The organism is Roseateles chitinivorans (assembly GCF_002761755.1).
Classification (GTDB): domain Bacteria; phylum Pseudomonadota; class Gammaproteobacteria; order Burkholderiales; family Burkholderiaceae_C; genus Roseateles; species Roseateles chitinivorans.
Genome location: NZ_PEOG01000022.1, coordinates 48,833 through 68,204, shown reverse-complemented (window position 1 = coordinate 68,204; position 19,372 = coordinate 48,833). Strand labels below are relative to the sequence as shown.

Below are 19,372 nucleotides of genomic sequence, written 5' to 3'. Positions count from 1 at the left end.
CCGTCCCGCTGCTAGCCCCGGTCCGCAGGCGGCGCCTCCCCGGTCGGTCCGAGCCGGTCGGCGCACAGGCTGCCGTTGGACTGCCCGCGGCCCGCGCGCTTCGCGCGGTAGAGCGCCTCGTCGGCGTGGGTGACGAGCTGGTCGATGTCGGCCCGCCGGGCCCATTCGACGCAGAAGCCGACGCTGGTGCCGATGTGGAGCTCCAGCGCCCCGATGCGGAACGGCATCGTCAGCGCATGCACCAACTTGTCGGCGACCACCTGCGCGTCGACGGGCCGGGCGACCTGGGTCAGGAAGACCGCGAATTCATCGCCGCCGAGGCGGGCGACCAGGTCCTGTGGTCGCAGCGCATGGCGCAGCCGCCCGGCGACGGCCTTGAGCAGCGCGTCGCCGACCGGGTGGCCATGCTCGTCGTTGACCGGCTTGAAGCGGTCGAGGTCCAGGTACAGCAGCGCCACCAGCTCGTCGCGACTGACCGCCCGGCCCAGCGCCGCGTGAACCTGCGAGGCGAAGCCGGCCCGGTTGAGCAACTCGGTCAACGGGTCGGTGTTGGACGCGCGCAGCAGGCGCATCTGCTCCTGCTTGGCGTCGGTCACGTCGCGCGCCACGCCATAGGCGCCGAGGATGGTGCCGTCGTCGTTGAGCAGCGGCGCGTAGGTCAGCTCCACGTAGCGGGTCTCGCCACGATCGTCGCCGTCCAGCGGCATCGGCCGGCTGATGCCGTCGTCGTCGCGCATCTCGACCACGCTGGTCTCGCCACCGAAGGCACGCCGGATCAGCGGCTGCACCGCCGGATAGAGCTCATCGAACACCTCGGACGCATGCCGGCCCAGCCAGGACCGCTCCGGGATGTCGAAGCGGCGCTCGAAGGCCTTGTTGCAGAACAGCACCCGTTCGTCGGTGTCGACCGCCAGCATCATGACGTTGACGCTCTGCGCCATCGCGCCCATGACGGCCTGGCTGCGTTCGCGCTCGCGGCGCGCCGCCAGTTCGGCGCTGATGTCGGCCAGGGTGCCGGCATGGGCGACGATGCGGTCGCCCAGGCGCATCGGCCGCATCCGCAGCCGCACCAGCATCGCGCTGCCGTCGCGGCGCGTGAGCTGATGCACCCGGTCCACCGGCTCCCCGCGCGCGACCAGCGCCGCCCACTGCGCGCGCGTGGGCTCGCGCTCGGCGGGCGGCAGCCGCTCCAGCCAGCCCCAGGCCAGGGCGGCGCGGTCGATCTCCAGCAGGCGCAGGTAGGTCTCGTTGGCGTAGACGGTGCGGCCGCTGAGGTCGCAGCGGAACAGCCCCATCGGCGAGGCGTCGGCGGTGGCCTCGCGCTCCGCCTCGCGCAGCCGCGCCCGCTGTTGCAGCCGGGTGAACCAGCCCATCAGTCCGACCGCGATCGCGCTGATGACGACCGAGAAGACCAGCACCGCACGGCGCTGCTGCAGGTAGCCGGCGAGGATGCGGTCGCGCTCGAAGGAGACGAACAGCCGCAGCGGATAGTCCTGCAGCATGCGGTAGGAGACGATGCGCTCGCGGCCGTCGGCCGGGCTGCGGGTCACGATGAACTGGCCGCTCGCCGGCGGGCCGGTCGGCAGCACCTCCTCGCCGGGCACCTCGCGCAGGTTGCTGCCGATCAGGCCGGGCACCTCCGGCCAGCGCGCCATCGCGATGCCGTCGTCGCGCTCCAGCAGCACCGCCATGCCCGAGCGCATCGAGCGCGCGCGGTAGCCGCGCAGCAGCGTCTCCAGGTCGATGAAGCCGACGGTGGCGGTGAAGGGGCCGGTGGGGGCGCTCAGGCGGGTGGCCATCGGGATCACGAAATGGGCGCCCGGCCGCAGGCGCAGCGGCGCGCCGACGACGATGCTCGGCCCGCCCGGCCGGCCCAGTTCCGACAGGAAGCTCTTCGGGCCCAGTTCCACGTACGGCTCGCCGGTCACCGAGGGGATGCGCCACAGACGACCCTCGGCGCTGGCCAGCATCACGTCGGTCAGGCCACGCGAGTTGTCCCGCAGCGAGTCGGCCAGCAGCGACACCGTCGCGTCCAGGTCCTGACGCTCGTTGCGGCGCGTCATCAGCAGCAGGTCCAGCGTGCGCAGGCTGCCCTCGGTCTCCCGCAGCAGCTGCTCGGTGTCCTGCGCGGCATTGAGCGCGATCGCATGGAGGTCCTGCTGGAGTTCCTCGACCAGCGAGCGCGGATACAGCAGCGCGAACCACAGCACCAGCGCCCACAGCACCACCAGCACCAGGCCCAGCGCGAGGAAGGGACCGTAGACCAGCAGGCGCCGCACTCGCAGGCGCTCGGCGACGGACTGGCTGAACAGGGAGGAGGCCATCCGCGGCATTTTGGACGCGCGGCGCTGACCTTCAAGCGCTCAACAAAGGGGCAGCGGGCCGGCTGTTCCGGGCGCGTCCGGCACATGACTGCCCGGGTCCTGGCGGGCCAGCTCCGTCAGGCAGCGCAGGCACAGGCATCGCCCCGGCCAGCGCGTGGCCAGGTCCTGCTTCAGGTCCTCGCCCAGCCGCGTGCCGAAGCAGGCGCACCAGCCGTCCTCCACGCCGCAATGGAAACCGCCGCCGCAGCGTGGGCAGGCGGTGTTGTCGGGCAGCGGCGTGGGCGTGCTCATGGGGCGGGATTGTCGGCTGACTTGGATGCCATCCATTGGGATGCGCCCATCGGCAGTGAACCGGCTGAGCCACGGTGGAAGCGTGCTCGCCTTCGAGTCCTTGCTAACGAATACGGGCCACTTCCAGAGCGGTCGCCGCGGTAGCGGGAAGATTGAAAAGCAGGTGCTGCAGGCAAATGATGAGAAACGCGCGCCTCGGGCCCAGGGGCTGCCACGCGATGTAGCTGACTCCCATCATCGAAAAGAGCAGTAAGGCGGCGATCGCGGTCCATGACGCGAGGGCGGCATGCAGGGCAACGGCGACCACGGTCATCAGCCCGACAGCCTGTCGATCCGAAAACCGGTTGCGCAGGAGTAGCAGGCCAATAACGACCAAGGTGTTCTCAGTCAGTGGTGCGAACACCAGGCCGTCAAACAATACCCTGAGCGGCGATTCGTTAATAGGAAGTGCGGCCGAACCGATCAGCCAGGTGAATGGCCAGAGAATAGCCAGGACGATCAACCAAGCCAATAGCGCGGAAGCAGCTGAAAACTGAAGCCACAGCCCTTTGCGGACGAGGGACCTAAAGTAATTAGAAAGAGGCGCCATGCGATTCAAAGGGCCCGGTCGGGCCCTTGGCACATTCGTTAACCGAAAGTGCCGGCGCCCGATCCAGCACCGGTGGCGATCGGCTGCAGCGCCAGAATTGTTGTAATCGACGATGGCGTCGAAAGCAATGTCCAGCAGCTTGCCAACGGCCCACCCGCGGAGCAGTCAGCCGCTCACTTGTTCCGGATCACTCAGGTTCAGTTCTTGAAGGTCATCCATCTTATTCGCTGAATTCAAGTTGATAGAAAACTACGTCCCGGTCACCCAAAGGGAATTCGGGGCGCGCTTCTTTATACATGACCGCCTCGTTCTCGCGAATCGCTCCCCGAAAGGGGCGAAGATTCGAGTATGAAGGGCGGGTGCCATTCAATATCAAGTATCAGCGAGCGATGAAACTGACAGGCCTTACAGGTTCTGGTTGGAATCTATAACGGTAATGCAACCAACACACAACCAAAATGGGCCGGTGTGAAGTGATACCGAAAATCCGGCCATTAGGCCGCACTGTCGCGCCGTCTCCAGGAAGCGACAGTACGGAGATGCGATTGCCCGCGCGGGAGCGCTGCTTCCGGAGTCTTCCGAGGCCTCAGCCGAAGAGCGCCCGATGCCGCTCCCGCAGCAGGTTCTTCTGCACCTTGCCCATCGCGTTGCGCGGCAGTTCGGTGTCGACGAACACCCGCTTGGGCACCTTGAAGCCGGCGATCCGGTCCTTCAGCGCGGCGATCAGCGTCGTGCCGTCCAGCGTGGCGCCGGCGCGCGGCACGACCACCGCGATCACGCCCTCGCCGAAATCCGGATGCGGCACGCCCACCACCGCGGATTCCGCCACGCCCGGCAGCTCGTTGAGCCAGCCTTCGATCTCGGCCGGATAGACGTTGTAGCCGCCGCTGATGATCAGGTCCTTGCTGCGACCGACGATCGTCACGTAGCCCTGCTCGTCGCGGCGGCCGACGTCGCCGGTCTTGAACCAGCCGTCGGGAGTGAACTCCTCCTTGGTCTTCTCCGGCATGCGCCAGTAGCCGGAGAAGACATTCGGCCCGCGGACCTGGATGTGGCCGATCTCGCCCTCGCCGGTGCTGGGGCAGGGCGCGCCGGCGTCGTCGACGACGCGCAGGCCTACGCCCGGCAGCGGGAAGCCGACCGTGCCGCCGCGCCGCGGGCCATCCTCGGCCCGGTAGGGATTGGAGGTCAGCATGACGGTCTCGCTCATGCCGTAGCGCTCCAGGATGGTGTGGCCGGTGCGGCGCTGCCATTCCTGGAAGGTCTCGATCAGCAGCGGCGCCGAACCGCTGATGAACAGCCGCATCCGCGCGCAGGCCTCCGCCGTCAGCGTGGCCTGCTCCAGCAGACGCACGTACAACGTGGGCACGCCCATGAACAGCGTCGCATCCGGCAGGCGCGCGATGACGGCGCGCGGCTCGAAGCGGTTGAACCAGAGCATCCGCGCGCCGGCCAGCAGCGCGCCGTGCGACGCGACGAACAGGCCATGCACATGGAAGATCGGCAGCGCATGGATCAGCACGTCGTCCGCCCGCCAGCCCCAGGCATGGCGCAGCACCTCGGCGTTGGACAGCAGGTTGCCATGGCTCAGCATCGCGCCCTTGCTGCGCCCGGTCGTGCCGCTGGTGTAGAGGATGGCGGCCAGGTCGTCCGGCTGCTTCGCGGCGACCTGGTGGGTGTCGGGCATCTGCACCGCGCGGTCCAGCAGCGTGCCGCTGCGATCCTCGTTGAGGGTGAACACCCACGGCACCTTGGCCTGGAAGGCCAGCTTGCTGATCCAGCCGAAGTGCTTGCCCGCGCAGACCACCACGGCCGGCTCCGCATTGCCGATGAAGTACTCGAGTTCGGCCGCCTGGTAGCCGGTGTTCAGCGGCAGGTAGACATAGCCGGCGCGCAGCACCGCGAGGTAGAGCAGCAGCGCCTCGACGCTCTTCTCGGTCTGCACCGCGACACGGCTGCCGGCGGGCAGGTCCAGCGAGTCCAGCAGGTTGGCGATCATCGCGGTCGCGCGGTCGATGTCGCGCCAGCTGTAGCGCTGGCCGGCGTCGGGGCCGTCGGCCAGTTCGATCGCGCAGGCGTCCAGGTCGTCGGAGAAGTTCGCGCGCAGCGCCGCGAAGAGATTGGCGTTGGGTGTCATGTCCGTCGGAAGGAGTCGGGCGGGGAGCATCAATCCAGTTTCGCACCGGAGCGCTTGACCACGTCGGCCCAGCGCACCACCTCGCCATGCACGTACTTGCCGAAGGCGTCGCCATACAGGTTGGGCATCTCGGTGCCCAGGCCGGTCCAGATCGTCTTCAGCTCCTCGGTGGCGAAGGCCTTGCGCAGCTCGGCCTGCATCGCGGCGACCGCCTCCTTGGGCGTGCCCTTGGGCGCCCAGAGGCCATACCAGGTGGAGACCTGGTACTGCGGGATGCCGGCCTCGACGGCGCTGGGGATGTCGGGGAAACCGGGCGCGCGCTTGGCCGAGGCGACCGCCAGCGCCTTGATGCGACCCCCACGGATGTGGGCCGCCGACGAGCCCAGGCCGTCGAACATCAGGTCCACCTGGCCCGCCATCAGGTCCTGCAGCGCCGGGCCGGCACCGCGGTAGGGGATGTGGGTGATGAAGGTCTGCGTCTGCAGCTTGAACAGCTCGCCCGCCAGGTGGTGCGAGGTGCCGTTGCCGGCCGAGCCGTAGTTCAGCTTGCCGGGGTTCTTCTTCAGCAGGTCCAGCAGCCCCTTCACGTCGGTCACCTGGACCTTGCCGGGATTGATCACGATCACCTGCGGCACGCTGGAGATCAGGCCGACCGGGACGAAGTCCTCCTCCAGCTTGTACTCGAGCTTCGGATACATGGCCGGCGCGATCGCGTGGTGGACCGCGCCCATGAAGAAGGTGTAGCCATCGGGCGCGGCCTTCGAGGCGAGCGTCGCGCCGACGGTGCCGCCGGCACCGCCCTTGTTGTCGATGATGAACTGCTTGCCGGTCTGCTTGGTGAGCACCGCGGTCAGCGGCCGCGCGAAGGCGTCGGTGCCGCCGCCGGCCGGGAAGGGCACGACGATGGTCACCGGCCGGCTCGGCCAGGCGCCCTGCGCGAAGGCCGACGGCGTGAACGCGGCACCGAGCGCGCCCGCGCCGAGGGCGGCCAGGGTGGTGGCGCCGAGCAGGCGGCGGCGGGACGGGGAACTCGAAGTCATGGCGGTCTCCTCTGGGCCTCTGCGGGCCGTGGTGTCGTGATGAAGGGAAGGGGATCGGTGCAGGGGACCGGCGCCGGCTCAGAGCAGTCCGCTGACGGCTCGCGCGGTGGCGATCTCCCCCTGGGTGAAGGCTTCGTGGTGCTCCTCGATCCGGTCGAGGTCGTACAGGTAATTGACCATCATCCCGTGCGACTGTTTCAGCCCCTTGGCGGAGCGGTCGCCGCCCGGGTTCAGCCGCTCGAGCCGCGCGCCGTTGTCCAGGTGGAAGCGCGCGACGGGATCGCCGCCCGGCAGCGGCGTCTGGCCGATCAGGTAGACGGCGGCCAGCTGCCGCAGGTCGGCCTGCAGCGCCTCGTCCTCGAGCGCGGCCGGCCCGGCGAGCGCCGCCGCCGAGTGGTGCCGCAACCGCTCGAGGGCCTGCGCGGCGCGCTCGCGCTGGGCAGGCTTGAGCCCCGGCAGGTCGTCCAGCGATGACAGGCCCTGCAACCAGGCGGCGAAGCCCGGCAGCGGCGACAGCGTGCAGAACTGCCTGATCCGCGGCAGCTCGCGCTTCAGGTGCTCGGCGACACGCTTGATCAGGAAGTTGCCCAGCGACACGCCGCGCAGGCCGGGCTCGCAGTTGCTGATCGAGTAGAAGACGGCGGTCTTGTAGCTGCTCGCCGGCAGCGGCTCGCTGCGCTTGGCGATCAGCGGCGCGATCGCGTCCGGCATGTCCGCCAGCAGCGCGACCTCGACGAAGATCAGCGGCTCGTTGGGCAGCTGCGGATGGAAGAAGGCGAACAGCCGCCGGTCCGGCAGCAGGCGCCGGCGCAGGTCGTCCCAGCCGTCGATCGCATGCACCGCCTCGTGATGGATGATCTGCTCCAGCAGCTGCGCCGGCGAGTTCCAGTCGACCTGCCGCATTTCCAGGAATCCCGGGTTGAACCACGAGGACAGCAGGTGCAGCAGGTCGGCGTCGACCATGCGCCAGTCGGGATGGGCCTTGAGGCCCTCCAGCAGCCGGCGCCGCATCCGCACCAGGGTGCCGGTGCCGCCCGGCGCCCGGTTCAGGCGGCGGAACAGTTCCTGTCGCGGCGGCTCGCTGAGCTCGGTGAGCGCGCGCAGCGTCTCGGTGCCGGGCGCGTCGGCGTAGGCCTGCGCGGCACGCAGCACGGCGTCCGGCTCGGGATTGAAGTCGGCGGCCAGCTTGTCGAACACGGCCGGCCAGGCCGGTGCCGCCAGCGCGCCCATGCGGCCGATCAGGTCCTGCGCCAGGCCCAGGCTGTTGGCCTGGCCGCGTTCGGACAGGAGCTTGCGCGCCAAGGCCAGCACCTGCCTTGCCGCGCGTGCCGAAGTCCAGGAGTCCACGATGGCCATGAGGGCGGTTTATAGCCGGATCGGCCGCGGCGCGGGCGGGCGGGCGCCTCAGGGAATCCCCAGGGCGCCGGTGCGGGCGGGATGGCCCTCGCACCGCCGACCCGGCTGCTACATTGCCTCGCATCAGATCCGAGGCGGCCCCGTTCGACGGCGGCATGACCCGGACAGGGGCCCGGACCCGACCCCCGGACGCTTCGGCCCGGCGGCTGGCGCGCAGGCGCCGGGCCGGCAGGCCGGCCAAGGAGACAAGCGATGAACGACATTCCCCAGGATGCCGACGCGGTGCTGCGGCTGGCGGCGCAGTCGATGTTCGACGTGCTGGCCAGCACGGCCCAGGGCGCGATGGTGGTGAACCGCGCGCACCGCGTCGTCTGGATCAGCGAGGGCTACAAGCGCTTCCTTCCGGCGCTGGGCTTCCGCGACGAGTCCGAGTTCGTCGGCCGCCGCGTCGAGGAAGTCGTGCCCAACACGCTGATGGCGCAGGTCATCGACACCGGCCAGCCGATCCTGGTGGACCTGCTGACCAACAAGGCGGGCACCTTCCTCGTGAGCCGGCTGCCGCTGCGCGGACCGGGCGGCGAGGTGATCGGCGCGATGGGCATGGTGCTGCTCGACCATCCCGAGACGACGATGCAGCCGCTGATGAACAAGTTCGCCTGCCTCCAGGCGGAGCTCGACGAGACCCGCCGCCAGCTGGCCGCCGAGCAGTCGCGCAACCGCCGGTCCAAGCACCGCATCATCGACTTCGTCGGCGCGAGCGCCGCGGCGGTCGAGGTCAAGCGCCAGGCGCGCCGCGTCGCGCAGGCCGACGCGACGGTGCTGCTGCTGGGCGAGACCGGCACCGGCAAGGAGCTGCTGGCGCATGCGATCCATGCGGCCTCGCGGCGCGCGGGCAAGCCGCTGGTGTCGGTCAACATCGCCGCGGTGCCGGAAACGCTGCTGGAGGCCGAGTTCTTCGGCGTCGCGCCCGGCGCCTACACCGGGGCCGAGCGCAAGGGACGCGACGGCAAGTTCCGGCTGGCCGATGGCGGCACGCTGTTCCTCGACGAGATCGGCGACATGCCGCCCGCCTTGCAGGCCAAGCTGCTGCGCGTGCTGCAGGAGCAGGAGCTCGAGCCGCTGGGCAGCAACGAGGTGGTCAAGGTCGACGTCCGTGTCATCGCCGCCACCAGCCGTGATCTGGAGGCCATGGTGCGGCGCGGGGAGTTCCGCGCCGACCTGTTCTACCGGCTCCATGTGCTGCCGATCCGGCTGCCGTCGCTGCGGGAGCGGGCCGAGGACATCGAATCGCTGGTCGAGGTGCTGCTCGAGGACATCGCCCGTCGCGGCGGACTGGCGCCGAAGACGCTGAGTGCCGCGGCGCTGCGCGCGCTGACGGCGCGGCCCTGGCCGGGCAATGTCCGCGAGCTGCGCAATGCACTGGAGCAGGCCTTCCTGATGAGCGACGAGGCGCAGCTGGAGCCGCGCCACTTCGGCCTGCGGGATCCCGGTCTGCCGATGCCGTGCGCGCTCGGCGCCGAGCCCCCGCACGCGATCGCGATGCCCGGGCGCCTGGCCGGCGCCACCGAGGCGACGGCGGCCCTCGGGTGGCCGGGCAGCGGGCCGGACCTTCCGGTGCTTCACGATCGGACCGAGGACGCGGCGCTGATGCCGGCGTCCACGCCCGCCACGCTGCCGGCCCGCAAGGCCGAGCTCGAGCGCGCCGCCATCGCGCAGGCGCTGCACCGCACCAAGGGCAACCGCATGGCCGCGGCCCGGCTGCTGGCGATCTCCCGCGCCACGCTCTACGAGAAGCTCGCCAAGTACCCGGAACTGGCTTCAGGCTGACGCGTACGCCAGGGCCCGCGCGCGGGGGCGGCGCCACATCGTCACGTTTGCGCCGTGTTCATGGGCTTCATCGAGGGTTCGAGGGCTTGCCGCGCCCGGGGTGGCGTGCGCATATTGCAGGGCAGGGAACACGACCAGACCGGACGCACCGGCCCGCCCAGGAGACCTCATGAACACGCTGACCACGCCCGCCCCCGGCTTCCATGCGGCCGCGCCCCTTGCCTCCGAGTCCGCCGCAGGCGCCGCGGGATCGGCGCGACCGTCGGCACGCCGGGCCTGGACGCTGGCCACCAAGCTGCGCGTCGCGGTGCTCGCGGCGGTGGTCGGCTTCGTGGTGCTGGTGATGTGGCTGAGCCATCGCTCGGCGATGAGCCTGCTGGACGTGAAGATGATCACGACGGTGGAGCAGGTGAAGAACGCGGAGCAGATCGCCAAGCGCTACTTCGACCGCATCGGCGCCGGCGGGCTGACCGAGGCCGAGGCCCGCAAGCAGGCGGCGGCCGAGATCGGCAAGATCCGCTACTCCGGCAACGAGTACCTGTGGATCAACGACATGAGCCCCAAGATGGTCATGCACCCGATCAAGCCGGAGCTCAACGACAAGGACCTGTCCGGCAACAAGGACCCGAACGGGCTCAAGCTGTTCGTCGCCTTCGTCGACACCGTCAAGACCCAGGGCAGCGGCTTCGTCGACTACCTGTGGCCCAAGCCCGGTGCCAAGGACCCGGAGCCCAAGCGCTCCTATGTCGCCGGCTTCAAGCCCTGGGGCTGGGTGATCGGCTCGGGCGTCTACATCGACGACGTGTCGGCGATCGCGCGCCGCGACGCGACGGTCGCGCTGACGCTGGTGATCGCGGTCGGCATCGCCGCGATGGTGGCGGTCGAGTGGTTCGCGCGCGGCCTGAAGCGCCGGCTGGACCAGATGCGCGAGGTCGTCGAGGCGGTGGCCAACGGCGACCTGCGGGCCCAGGTGCTCGGCAGCCAGGCGGCCGGCAGCGACGAGATCGGGGTGGTGCTGACGCAGGTGGCGGCGATGCAGGTCCGGCTCAGCGACCTGGTGCGTGCGATCCGTGATGCCACCGACTCGATCCAGCATGCCTCCCAGGAGGTGGCGATGGGCAGCCAGGACCTGTCGCAGCGCAGCGAGCAGGCGGCCTCCAGCTTGCAGCAGACGGCGGCCTCGATGCAGGAGCTGACCCAGCAGGTGACGAATTCCGCGCAGGCCGCGCACCAGACCAACCAGCTCGCCATCGGCGCGGCGGACCGCGCCAAGCTCGGCGCCGACGTGATGGGCGAGGTGGTGCAGACCATGGACGGCATCGCCGGCGCGAGCCGCAAGATCTCCGACATCATCTCGGTCATCGATGGCGTGGCCTTCCAGACCAACATCCTGGCGCTGAACGCCGCGGTCGAAGCCGCGCGCGCCGGCGAGCAGGGCCGCGGATTCGCGGTCGTCGCCAGCGAGGTGCGCGCGCTCGCGCAGCGCAGCGCCAACGCCGCCAAGGAGATCAAGGCGCTGATCAACGATTCCGTCTCCCGCGTCGACGCCGGCAGCGCACAGGTCGGCCGCGCCGGCGAGGCGATGGGGCAGATCCTGCAGTCGGTGCAGCAGGTCAGCGGCACCGTCGCCGAGATCAGCCAGTCCAGCGCCGGCCAGTCCGATGGCCTGGCGCAGATCAACCAGGCCGTCGCCCACCTCGACGACATGACGCAGCAGAACGCGGCGCTGGTCGAGCAGACCGCCGCCGCGGCCGAATCGCTGCAGCAGCAGGCCCGCCTGCTCAACGCGCAGGTCGCGACCTTCCGCACCTGAACGTCTGAACACGCGCGGCCGCGCGGCGGCGGCCGTCTGGACTCCGGACACAGCGTCTGGAGTCCGGACATGCGGATGTTCGTCATCGCACGCCACTGTCTGGAGTCCGGACGGTGGCGTGATCGTTTCGGCGGCGAATCCAAGGGTTCTCCCGCACGGCACGGGCCTTGCGAAGGAGGGGCGACGAGACCGGCGCACGACCGGTCCGCCCCACAGGAGACCCGGCCCATGACCCCTGGCTTCATCCGCGCCGCCGCAGGCGCGGCATTGGCGCTGTGCGCCGCCTTCGGCGCGAGCATCCCCGCGTTCGCGCAAGGCAAGGAAATCCGCATCGCCCATGTCTACAGCCGCACCGGCCCGCTCGAGGCCTATGGCAAGCAGACACAGACCGGCTTCCTGATGGGGCTGGACTACGCGACCGGCGGCACGATGACGGTCGCGGGCCGCAAGCTGGTCGTCATCGAGAAGGACGACCAGGGCAAGCCGGACGTCGGCAAGAGCCTGCTGGCCGCGGCCTATGGCGACGACAAGGCCGACCTCGCCGTGGGCCCGTCCTCGTCGGGCGTGGCGCTGGCGCTGCTGCCGGTGGCCGAGGAGTACAAGAAGATCCTGCTGGTCGAGCCGGCCGTCGCCGATTCGATCACCGGCGACAAGTGGAACAAGTACATCTTCCGGACCGGCCGCAACAGCTCGCAGGACGCGATCTCCAATGCGGTGGCGCTGGACAAGCCGGGCACCGTCATCGCGACGCTGGCGCAGGACTACGCCTTCGGCCGCGACGGCGTGAAGGCCTTCAAGGACGCGATCAGGAAGGCCAAGGTCGTCCATGAGGAGTACCTGCCCACGACGACCACCGACTTCACCGCCGGCGCCCAGCGGCTGATCGACAAGCTCAAGGACCAGCCGGGCCGCAAGGTGATCTTCATCATCTGGGCCGGCGCCGGCAACCCGTTCAAGATCGCCGACCTCGACCTCAAGCGCTACGGCATCGAGATCGCCACCGGCGGCAACATCCTGCCGGCGATGGCCGCCTACAAGGCGCTGCCCGGCATGGAGGGCGCGACCTACTACTACTTCGGCATCCCGAAGAACCCGGTCAACGAGTGGCTGGTGGCCAACCACTACAAGCGCTTCCAGTCGCCGCCCGACTTCTTCACCGCCGGTGGCATGAGCGCCGCGATCGCGGTGGTCGAGGCGCTCAAGAAGACCGGCGGCGACACGGCGACCTCCAAGCTCATCAAGGCCATGGAAGGCATGAGCTTCGAGACGCCCAAGGGCCGCATGACCTTCCGCCCGGAGGACCACCAGGCGATGCAGTCGATGTACCACTTCCGGATCAAGGTCGACCCCGCCTTCGCCTGGGGCGTGCCTGAGCTGGTGCGCGAGATCAAACCCGAAGAGATGAGCATTCCGGTCCGCAACTCCCGGCGCTGAACCACGCGGCGCTGAGCCCTGCAATGTCGACACGCGGCGCCGCGGCCTGCACGGCGCCTCTCAAGGAGGTTTCCCATGAAGTCTTCCGCGATCCGTTTCCTGACCCCGGTCATCGCCTGGGCCCTGGCCGGCGCCGCCCATGCGGCCGCGCCGCTGCCGGTGCTCAACATCGACAAGACGCAGATCACCGTCTCCGGGCTGTCGTCGGGCGGCTTCATGGCCAACCAGCTCGGCTATGCGCATTCCTCGACCTTCAAGGGCGTCGGCGTCTTTGCCGCGGGACCGTACATGTGCGCCGGCCACAGCAACTACACGGCCTGCATGTACAACGCGACCATCTCCTCGTCGGCGCTCGGCACGATGCAGGCCGACCTCAACAACTGGAGCGGCACTGCGATCGACCCCAAGAGCAACGTCGCCGCGCAGAAGGTCTACCTGTTCGTCGGCAGCAGCGACACGACCGTCGGGCCCAACCCGATGAACGCGGTGCGGACGCAGTACCTCGACAACGGCGTGGCCACGGCCAACCTGTCGTACGTGCAGCGCAGCGGCACCGCCCATGTGCTGCCCACCGACTTCGACGCGAGCGGCAACACCAGCTGCGGGACCAGCGCCTCGCCCTACATCGCCAACTGCGGCTATGACGGCGCGAAGGCGGTGCTGACGCAGCTGTACGGCACGCTCAACGCGCGCAACGACAGCCCGGCCGCGGCCAACTACGTCGAGTTCGACCAGACCGCCTTCAGCACCAATCCGGGCCTGGCGAGCAGCGGCTGGGCCTACATCCCGGCGAACTGCGCGGCAGGCCAGTCCTGCAAGCTGCATGTGGCGCTGCATGGCTGCCAGCAGAACTACGCCACCATCGGCGACAAGTTCGTGAGGAACACCGGCTTCTCGCGCTGGGCCGACACCAACAGCATCGTCGTGCTGTTCCCGCAGACCCGGGTGGACAACACCGCGCGGTCGACGGCCGCGAGCGGCCTGCTGCCCAATCCCAACGGCTGCTGGGACTGGGTGGGCTGGTACGGCTCCAATTTCGCGCAGAAGGCCGGGACGCAGGTCGCCGCCATCAAGGCCATGGTGGACCGCGTCACCGGCGGCGGCACCGGCAACCCCGGCGATCCGGGCACGCCGGCGCCGGTCTGCTTCACCTCGTCGAACTACACCCACACCGTCTCCGGCCGCGCCTACGCGCTGTACGGCCTGACCTATGCGAATGGCTCCAACCAGGCCATGGGCCTGTGGAACATCTATGCCACGACGACGTTGAAGCAGACCGCGCCCAACTACTACGTGATCGGCACCTGCCCCTGAAGCGGGCCGGCACCTCGCCTCCGAATCGCACGCATGCTCGAGACCCGCGACCTCACCATCCGCTTCGGCGGCCACACGGCGGTGGACCGCGTCAGCTGTGCCTTCCATCCCGGCGCGCTGACCGCCATCGTCGGGCCCAACGGCGCCGGCAAGACCACCTACTTCAACCTGATCTCGGGCCAGCTCGGCGCCAGCGCCGGGCGCGTGCTGCTCGACGGCGAGGACCTGACGCGGATGGCCGCGCCGCTGCGCACGCGTCGCGGTCTGGGGCGCGCCTTCCAGCTGACGCAGCTCTTCCCGACGTTGAGCGTGCGGGAGAACGTGCGGCTCGCGGTGCAGTCCCGCCGTGGCGAGGGGCTGCGGATGCTGTCGGTCTGGCTGCACCACCGCGAGCTGCTCGACGAGGCGCAGGCCATCGTCGAGCGGGTCCGGCTGGGGCATCGCGCCGACGCGCCGGCGGCCAGCCTGCCGCATGGCGACCAGCGCAAGCTGGAGGTCGCGATGCTGATGGCGCTGCGGCCCAAGGTCTACCTGTTCGACGAACCGACCGCCGGCATGAGCGTCGACGAGGTGCCGGTGATCCTGGACCTGATCCGCGCGCTGAAGGCGGAAGGCACCCACACCCTGCTGCTGGTGGAGCACAAGATGGACGTGGTGCGCGAACTGGCCGATCGCATCGTGGTGCTGCACAACGGGCAACTGGTCGCCGATGGCGAGCCGGCGGCGGTGATCGCCTCGCCGGTGGTGCAGAACGCGTACCTGGGCCTGGCGATGCCGGAGGCCGCATGAGCCCCGCCGCGGACCGTGCCTTGCTGCGGCTGGAAGGCGTGCACACCCACATCGGCGCGTACCACATCCTGCATGGTGTCGACCTCGCGGCGCGCGAGGGCGAGGTCACGATGCTGCTGGGCCGCAATGGCGCCGGCAAGACGACGACGCTGCGCACGGTGATGGGCCTGTGGCGCGCGGGCGCCGGCCGGGTGCTGCTGGACGGGCGGCCGATCCAGGCGCTGCCGACGCCGGAGATCGCGCGCCTGGACATCGCCTATGTGCCGGAGAACATGGGCATCTTCGGCGACCTGACGGTGCGCGAGAACCTGCTGCTGGCGGCGCGCCGGGCGCGCTCGCTGGACGAGCTCGATACCGCGCGGCTGGACTGGCTGTTCGATCTGTTTCCGGCGCTGCGCAAGTTCTGGCTCTACCCGGCCGGCAAGCTGAGCGGCGGACAAAAGCAGATGCTGGCGATCGCGCGCGCGATGGTCGAGCCGCGGCGGCTGCTGCTGATCGACGAGCCGACCAAGGGCCTGGCACCGGCCATCATCCGCAACCTGATCGAGGCACTGCAGGAGATCAAGCGCGGCCGCGACGGCGCGCGCACGACGGTGCTGCTGGTCGAGCAGAACTTCATGGTCGCGCAGGCGCTCGGCGACGGTGTCGCGGTGATGGACGACGGCCGTGTCGTGCACGCCGGTCGCATGGCCGACCTGGCCGGCGACGAGGCGTTGCAGCAGCGGCTGCTGGGGCTCTCGCTGGCGGCTCATCAATGACCTCGTCCTCCCGACTGAACCCGTCCGCGCCGCTCACGGCGCCGTCCTCGATGAACATTGCGTCCTCCTCCGCCGCCGTGCCGCAGGCCCGCTTCGACCTGATCCCGCTGCTGCTGATCGCGGCGCTCGCGCTCGGCGCGCTGCCGCTGGTCGGGTCCGCCTCGAGCTGGGCGACGCTGACGATCGCCGGACTGGCGATGGGCCTGATCGTCTTCGTCATCGCGTCGGGACTGACGCTGGTCTTCGGCCTGATGGACGTGCTGAACTTCGGCCACGGGGTGTTCATCGCGCTGGGCGCCTTCGTGGCGACGACGGTGATGGGCGCGATGGGCGGCTTCGTCGCGAGCCCCTCGCTGGCCGCCAACCTGGGCGCGGTCGCGGTGGCCGCGCTGGCGGGCATCGTCAGCGCGGCGGCGCTGGGCCTGGTGTTCGAGCGGGTGCTGGTGCGGCCGGTCTATGGCATGCACCTGAAGCAGATCCTGATCACGATGGGCGGGATGATCATCGGCGAGGAGCTGATCAAGCTCGTCTGGGGGCCGCAGATGATCCCGCTGCAGCCGCCCGAATCGCTGCGCGGCGCGCTCGTCGTCGGCGACGTGGCGGTCGAGAAGTTCCGGCTGGTGGCCGTGGTCGTGGGCCTGCTGGTCTTCGCCGGCCTGCTCTGGCTGCTGAACCGGACCAAGCTGGGCCTGCTGATCCGCGCCGGCGTGCAGGACCGCGAGATGGTGGAGAGCCTGGGCTACCGGATCCGGCGGCTGTTCGTCGCCGTGTTCGTGGCGGGTTCGGGCCTAGCGGGACTGGGCGGCGTGCTGTGGGGCCTGTACCAGCAGAGCGTGATTCCGCAGATCGGCGCGCAGGTCAACACGCTGATCTTCATCGTCATCATCATCGGCGGGCTGGGCTCGACGCTGGGCTGCTTCGCCGGCGCGCTGCTGGTGGGCCTGATGGCCAACTACTGCGGCTTCCTGGCGCCCAAGGCGGCGCTGTTCTCCAACATCGCGCTGATGGTCGCCGTGCTGCTGTGGCGGCCTCAGGGCCTTTATCCGGTCAGCCATCGTTGAGCGGAGCGCGCCGTCATGTCCCTGATCCGATCCCTGCTGTCCCATGACCTGCCGCGCAGCCGCGTGCTGGCGGCGCTGCTGCTGCTCACGGTGCTGGCGCTGGCGCTGACCCCTTTCCTGTTCCCCGGCACCAAGGCGCTCAACGTGGCGGCCAAGATCCTCGTGTTCATCGTGCTGGTCGGCAGCTACGACCTGCTGCTGGGCTACACCGGCATCGTCAGCTTCGCCCACACGATGTTCTTCGGCATCGGCGCCTACGGCGTGGCCATCGCGAGCACCCGCATGGCGCCAGGCTTCGCCGCGCTGGCGGTCGGCATCGGCGGCGCGCTCGGACTGTCGCTGCTGCTGGCGCTCGTCATCGGCCTGTTCTCGCTGCGGGTGAAGGCGATCTTCTTCGCGATGATCACCCTGGCCGTCGCCGCGGCGTTCCAGGGACTGGCGTCGCAGCTGTCGGACTTCACCGGCGGCGAGGACGGCCTGAACTTCCGGCTCCCCGAACTGCTGTCGCCGTCGACCGAGTTCCTCGAGGAGCCGGTCCTTGGCGTGTCCGTCGACGGTCGGCTGCTGAGCTACTACCTGCTGTTCGTCGTGACGCTCGGGCTGGTGCTGGCGCTGCTGCGCATCGTCAATTCGCCGTTCGGCCGGGTGCTGCAGGCGATCCGCGACAACGACTTCCGCGCCGAGGCCATCGGCTATCGGCTGGTGACCTACCGGACGCTGTCGACCGTGCTGGCGGCGGTGTTCGCGACGCTCGCGGGCGCGCTGCTGGCGATCTGGCTGCGCTACAACGGGCCGGACACTTCGCTGTCCTTCGAGATCATGCTGGACATCCTGCTGATCGTCGTGATCGGCGGCATGGGGACGATCTACGGCGCGGTGATCGGCAGCGCGCTGTTCGTGCTGGCGCAGAGCTACCTGCAGGACCTGATGCGCGTCGGCGCGTCGGCGGTGGAGGGCGTGCCGGTGCTGTCGCAGCTGATCGCGCCGGAGCGCTGGCTGTTGTGGCTCGGCGTGCTGTTCGTGCTGGCCGTGTACCACTTCCCGAACGGCCTGGTCGGGCGCCTGCGGCAGGCGAGGAGGAGCACTTGAATTCGACGTCGAACTACCTGCGCTGCGAGGGCCGGGAGCTCCACTACATGGACTGGGGCGATCCGGGCGCGGAGCCGGTGATCGCCTGGCACGGCCTGGCGCGCACCGGGCGCGACATGGACGACCTGGCGGCCCACCTGGCGCAGTCAGGGCGCTATCGCGTCATCTGCCCGGACACGATCGGGCGGGGGCTGTCGCAGTGGAGCCCGGATCCGGACAACGAGTACCACCTGGCCTTCTACGTGAAGCTGGCGGTGGCGCTGATGGACCAGCTGAGGCTGGCGAGCTGCCACTGGGTCGGCACCTCGATGGGAGGCGCGATCGGGCTGCTGGCGGCGGCGACCTCGCTGCGGGGCCGCATCCGGCGGCTGGTGCTGAACGACATCGGGCCGGAGCTCGCCGAGCCCGCGATCCAGCGCATCCGTGGCTATGCGGGCGATCCGGCGGCCTTCGACACCGTGGGCGAACTGGAGCGCTACTTCCGTCAGGTCTATCAGCCCTACGGCTGGATGAGCGACGCCCAATGGCGCCGATTGACCGAGAGCTCGACCCGGCGCCTGCCGGACGGCCGGGTGACGCCGCATTACGACCCGGCGATGGTGCGCCAGTTCTTCGTCCATCCGGACGACTACAAGCGCTGGACCGAATGGGATTCGCTCAGCCTGCCGGTGCTGTGTCTGCGCGGGGAGGCTTCGGACCTGCTGCTGCCGGAGACGGCCGAGGCGATGCGGGTGCGCGGACCGCGGGCGGAAGTGGTGACGGTGGCGGGTTGCGGCCATGCGCCGGCGCTGAACGTGCCCGAGCACTTCGCGATCGTGGAGCGCTTCCTCGCGGGGCGCTGAAGGTCGGCGCGCCTCCTGGTGCTGATCGCTCGATCAGCCCGCCGAGGAGGCCGCCGAAGACGGCCGTCAGGCTCAGTCGTTGAGCTGCGGCAGGTCCAGCCAGCGCGCCAGCCGCCGGCGCAGCGTCAGGAAGTCCAGCGGCTTGGTCAGGTGCTCGTCCATGCCGGCCTTGAGGCTGTCCGCCACGTCGCTGTCCAGCGCGTGCGCCGTCAGCGCCAAGATCGGAAAGCGCGGCAGCTTGCCCTGCGCCTGCTGGTCCCGCAGCCGGCGCGCGCATTCCAGGCCGTCCATGCCCGGCATCTGGATGTCCATCAGCACCAGGCTGGGCGCCGCGTGCTCGCACAGGTCCAGTGCTTCCTGGCCATTGCGCGCGAGCTGCGTCTTCAAGCCCATCAGCGCCAGGAACTCCAACGCGACGACCTGGTTGATCGGGTTGTCCTCGACCAGCAGCACGAAGGGCTCGCCCGGCGCCGGACGCTGGCCGGAGACCGCCGGATCGGTCATCGAGGAGGGTTGGGGCGGCTTCGCGGACGCGTCCGACGTCATCAAGACCAGCGTGGTCTCGGAAATGGGATGGCCGTCGTTTCTGTCCATGTCGCTTGTCGTCCTCGATCCGATCGGGAGGCGAGGTAATCCCTGAAAAACGTCGCCCGCCGTTCAGGTCGAACCGGGGCCGGTGTTGTTTGGCGGCGACGGGGTCCATTGTTG

General features: G+C 69.7%; 16 protein-coding genes. 9 read left to right on the top strand and 7 right to left on the bottom strand.

The window, feature by feature from the left end; translation table 11 throughout:
* Positions 1–11: 11 nt before the first annotated feature.
* The 6 genes from CS062_RS10150 to CS062_RS10125 form a co-directional block, all read right to left on the bottom strand.
* Positions 12–2,324, bottom strand: coding sequence for a bifunctional diguanylate cyclase/phosphodiesterase (locus CS062_RS10150; protein ID WP_158238734.1), 2,313 nt, complete (start codon positions 2,322–2,324; stop codon positions 12–14).
* 39 nt (positions 2,325–2,363) lie between these two features.
* Positions 2,364–2,615: a cysteine-rich CWC family protein gene (locus CS062_RS10145; protein WP_158238733.1), complete on the bottom strand. Its 252-nt coding sequence runs from the start codon at positions 2,613–2,615 to the stop codon at positions 2,364–2,366.
* Between the two features lie 103 nt (positions 2,616–2,718).
* Positions 2,719–3,204: a hypothetical protein gene (locus CS062_RS25780; protein ID WP_143742305.1), complete on the bottom strand. Its 486-nt coding sequence runs from the start codon at positions 3,202–3,204 to the stop codon at positions 2,719–2,721.
* Between the two features lie 586 nt (positions 3,205–3,790).
* The gene (locus CS062_RS10135; protein WP_099861526.1) at positions 3,791–5,341 is read right to left on the bottom strand and encodes a malonate--CoA ligase; all 1,551 of its coding nucleotides are present in this window, start codon (positions 5,339–5,341) and stop codon (positions 3,791–3,793) included.
* 29 nt (positions 5,342–5,370) lie between these two features.
* Entirely contained in the window at positions 5,371–6,381 is a 1,011-nt protein-coding gene (locus tag CS062_RS10130) for a Bug family tripartite tricarboxylate transporter substrate binding protein (protein ID WP_099861525.1), read from the bottom strand.
* Between the two features lie 78 nt (positions 6,382–6,459).
* Positions 6,460–7,737 (bottom strand): malonyl-CoA decarboxylase domain-containing protein, encoded by a 1,278-nt coding sequence (locus CS062_RS10125; protein ID WP_099861524.1) that lies wholly within the window; start codon positions 7,735–7,737, stop codon positions 6,460–6,462.
* A gap of 252 nt (positions 7,738–7,989) precedes the next feature.
* Here CS062_RS10125 and CS062_RS10120 point away from each other — a divergent pair, with 252 nt between their 5' ends.
* From CS062_RS10120 to CS062_RS10080, 9 genes are all read left to right on the top strand, one after another.
* Complete coding sequence (locus CS062_RS10120; RefSeq protein WP_099861523.1) at positions 7,990–9,564, top strand: sigma-54 interaction domain-containing protein; 1,575 nt, start codon at positions 7,990–7,992, stop codon at positions 9,562–9,564.
* A 169-nt stretch (positions 9,565–9,733) separates the two neighbouring features.
* Entirely contained in the window at positions 9,734–11,377 is a 1,644-nt protein-coding gene (locus tag CS062_RS10115; RefSeq protein ID WP_099861522.1) for a methyl-accepting chemotaxis protein, read from the top strand.
* A 228-nt stretch (positions 11,378–11,605) separates the two neighbouring features.
* The gene (locus CS062_RS10110; RefSeq protein WP_099861521.1) at positions 11,606–12,811 is read left to right on the top strand and encodes a substrate-binding domain-containing protein; all 1,206 of its coding nucleotides are present in this window, start codon (positions 11,606–11,608) and stop codon (positions 12,809–12,811) included.
* A 75-nt stretch (positions 12,812–12,886) separates the two neighbouring features.
* Positions 12,887–14,125 carry an extracellular catalytic domain type 2 short-chain-length polyhydroxyalkanoate depolymerase gene (locus tag CS062_RS10105; RefSeq protein WP_099861520.1) on the top strand — a complete coding sequence of 413 codons (1,239 nt, stop codon included), beginning with the start codon at positions 12,887–12,889 and terminating at the stop codon, positions 14,123–14,125.
* A 33-nt stretch (positions 14,126–14,158) separates the two neighbouring features.
* Positions 14,159–14,914 (top strand): ABC transporter ATP-binding protein, encoded by a 756-nt coding sequence (locus tag CS062_RS10100; RefSeq protein ID WP_099861519.1) that lies wholly within the window; start codon positions 14,159–14,161, stop codon positions 14,912–14,914.
* Complete coding sequence (locus tag CS062_RS10095; RefSeq protein WP_099861518.1) at positions 14,911–15,672, top strand: ABC transporter ATP-binding protein; 762 nt, start codon at positions 14,911–14,913, stop codon at positions 15,670–15,672. Before CS062_RS10100 ends, CS062_RS10095 begins: the two co-directional genes overlap by 4 nt.
* Before the next feature lie 50 nt (positions 15,673–15,722).
* Positions 15,723–16,733: a branched-chain amino acid ABC transporter permease gene (locus CS062_RS10090; protein WP_099861545.1), complete on the top strand. Its 1,011-nt coding sequence runs from the start codon at positions 15,723–15,725 to the stop codon at positions 16,731–16,733.
* Positions 16,734–16,754: 21 nt separating this feature from the next.
* On the top strand, positions 16,755–17,822 hold the full coding sequence (locus tag CS062_RS10085; RefSeq protein WP_199174218.1) for a branched-chain amino acid ABC transporter permease: 1,068 nt from the start codon (positions 16,755–16,757) through the stop codon (positions 17,820–17,822).
* The gene (locus tag CS062_RS10080) at positions 17,819–18,664 is read left to right on the top strand and encodes an alpha/beta fold hydrolase (RefSeq protein ID WP_233218010.1); all 846 of its coding nucleotides are present in this window, start codon (positions 17,819–17,821) and stop codon (positions 18,662–18,664) included. Before CS062_RS10085 ends, CS062_RS10080 begins: the two co-directional genes overlap by 4 nt.
* A gap of 72 nt (positions 18,665–18,736) precedes the next feature.
* Here CS062_RS10080 and CS062_RS10075 read toward each other — a convergent pair whose 3' ends face one another.
* On the bottom strand, positions 18,737–19,258 hold the full coding sequence (locus CS062_RS10075; protein ID WP_099861516.1) for a response regulator: 522 nt from the start codon (positions 19,256–19,258) through the stop codon (positions 18,737–18,739).
* Between the last annotated feature and the right edge of the window lie 114 nt (positions 19,259–19,372).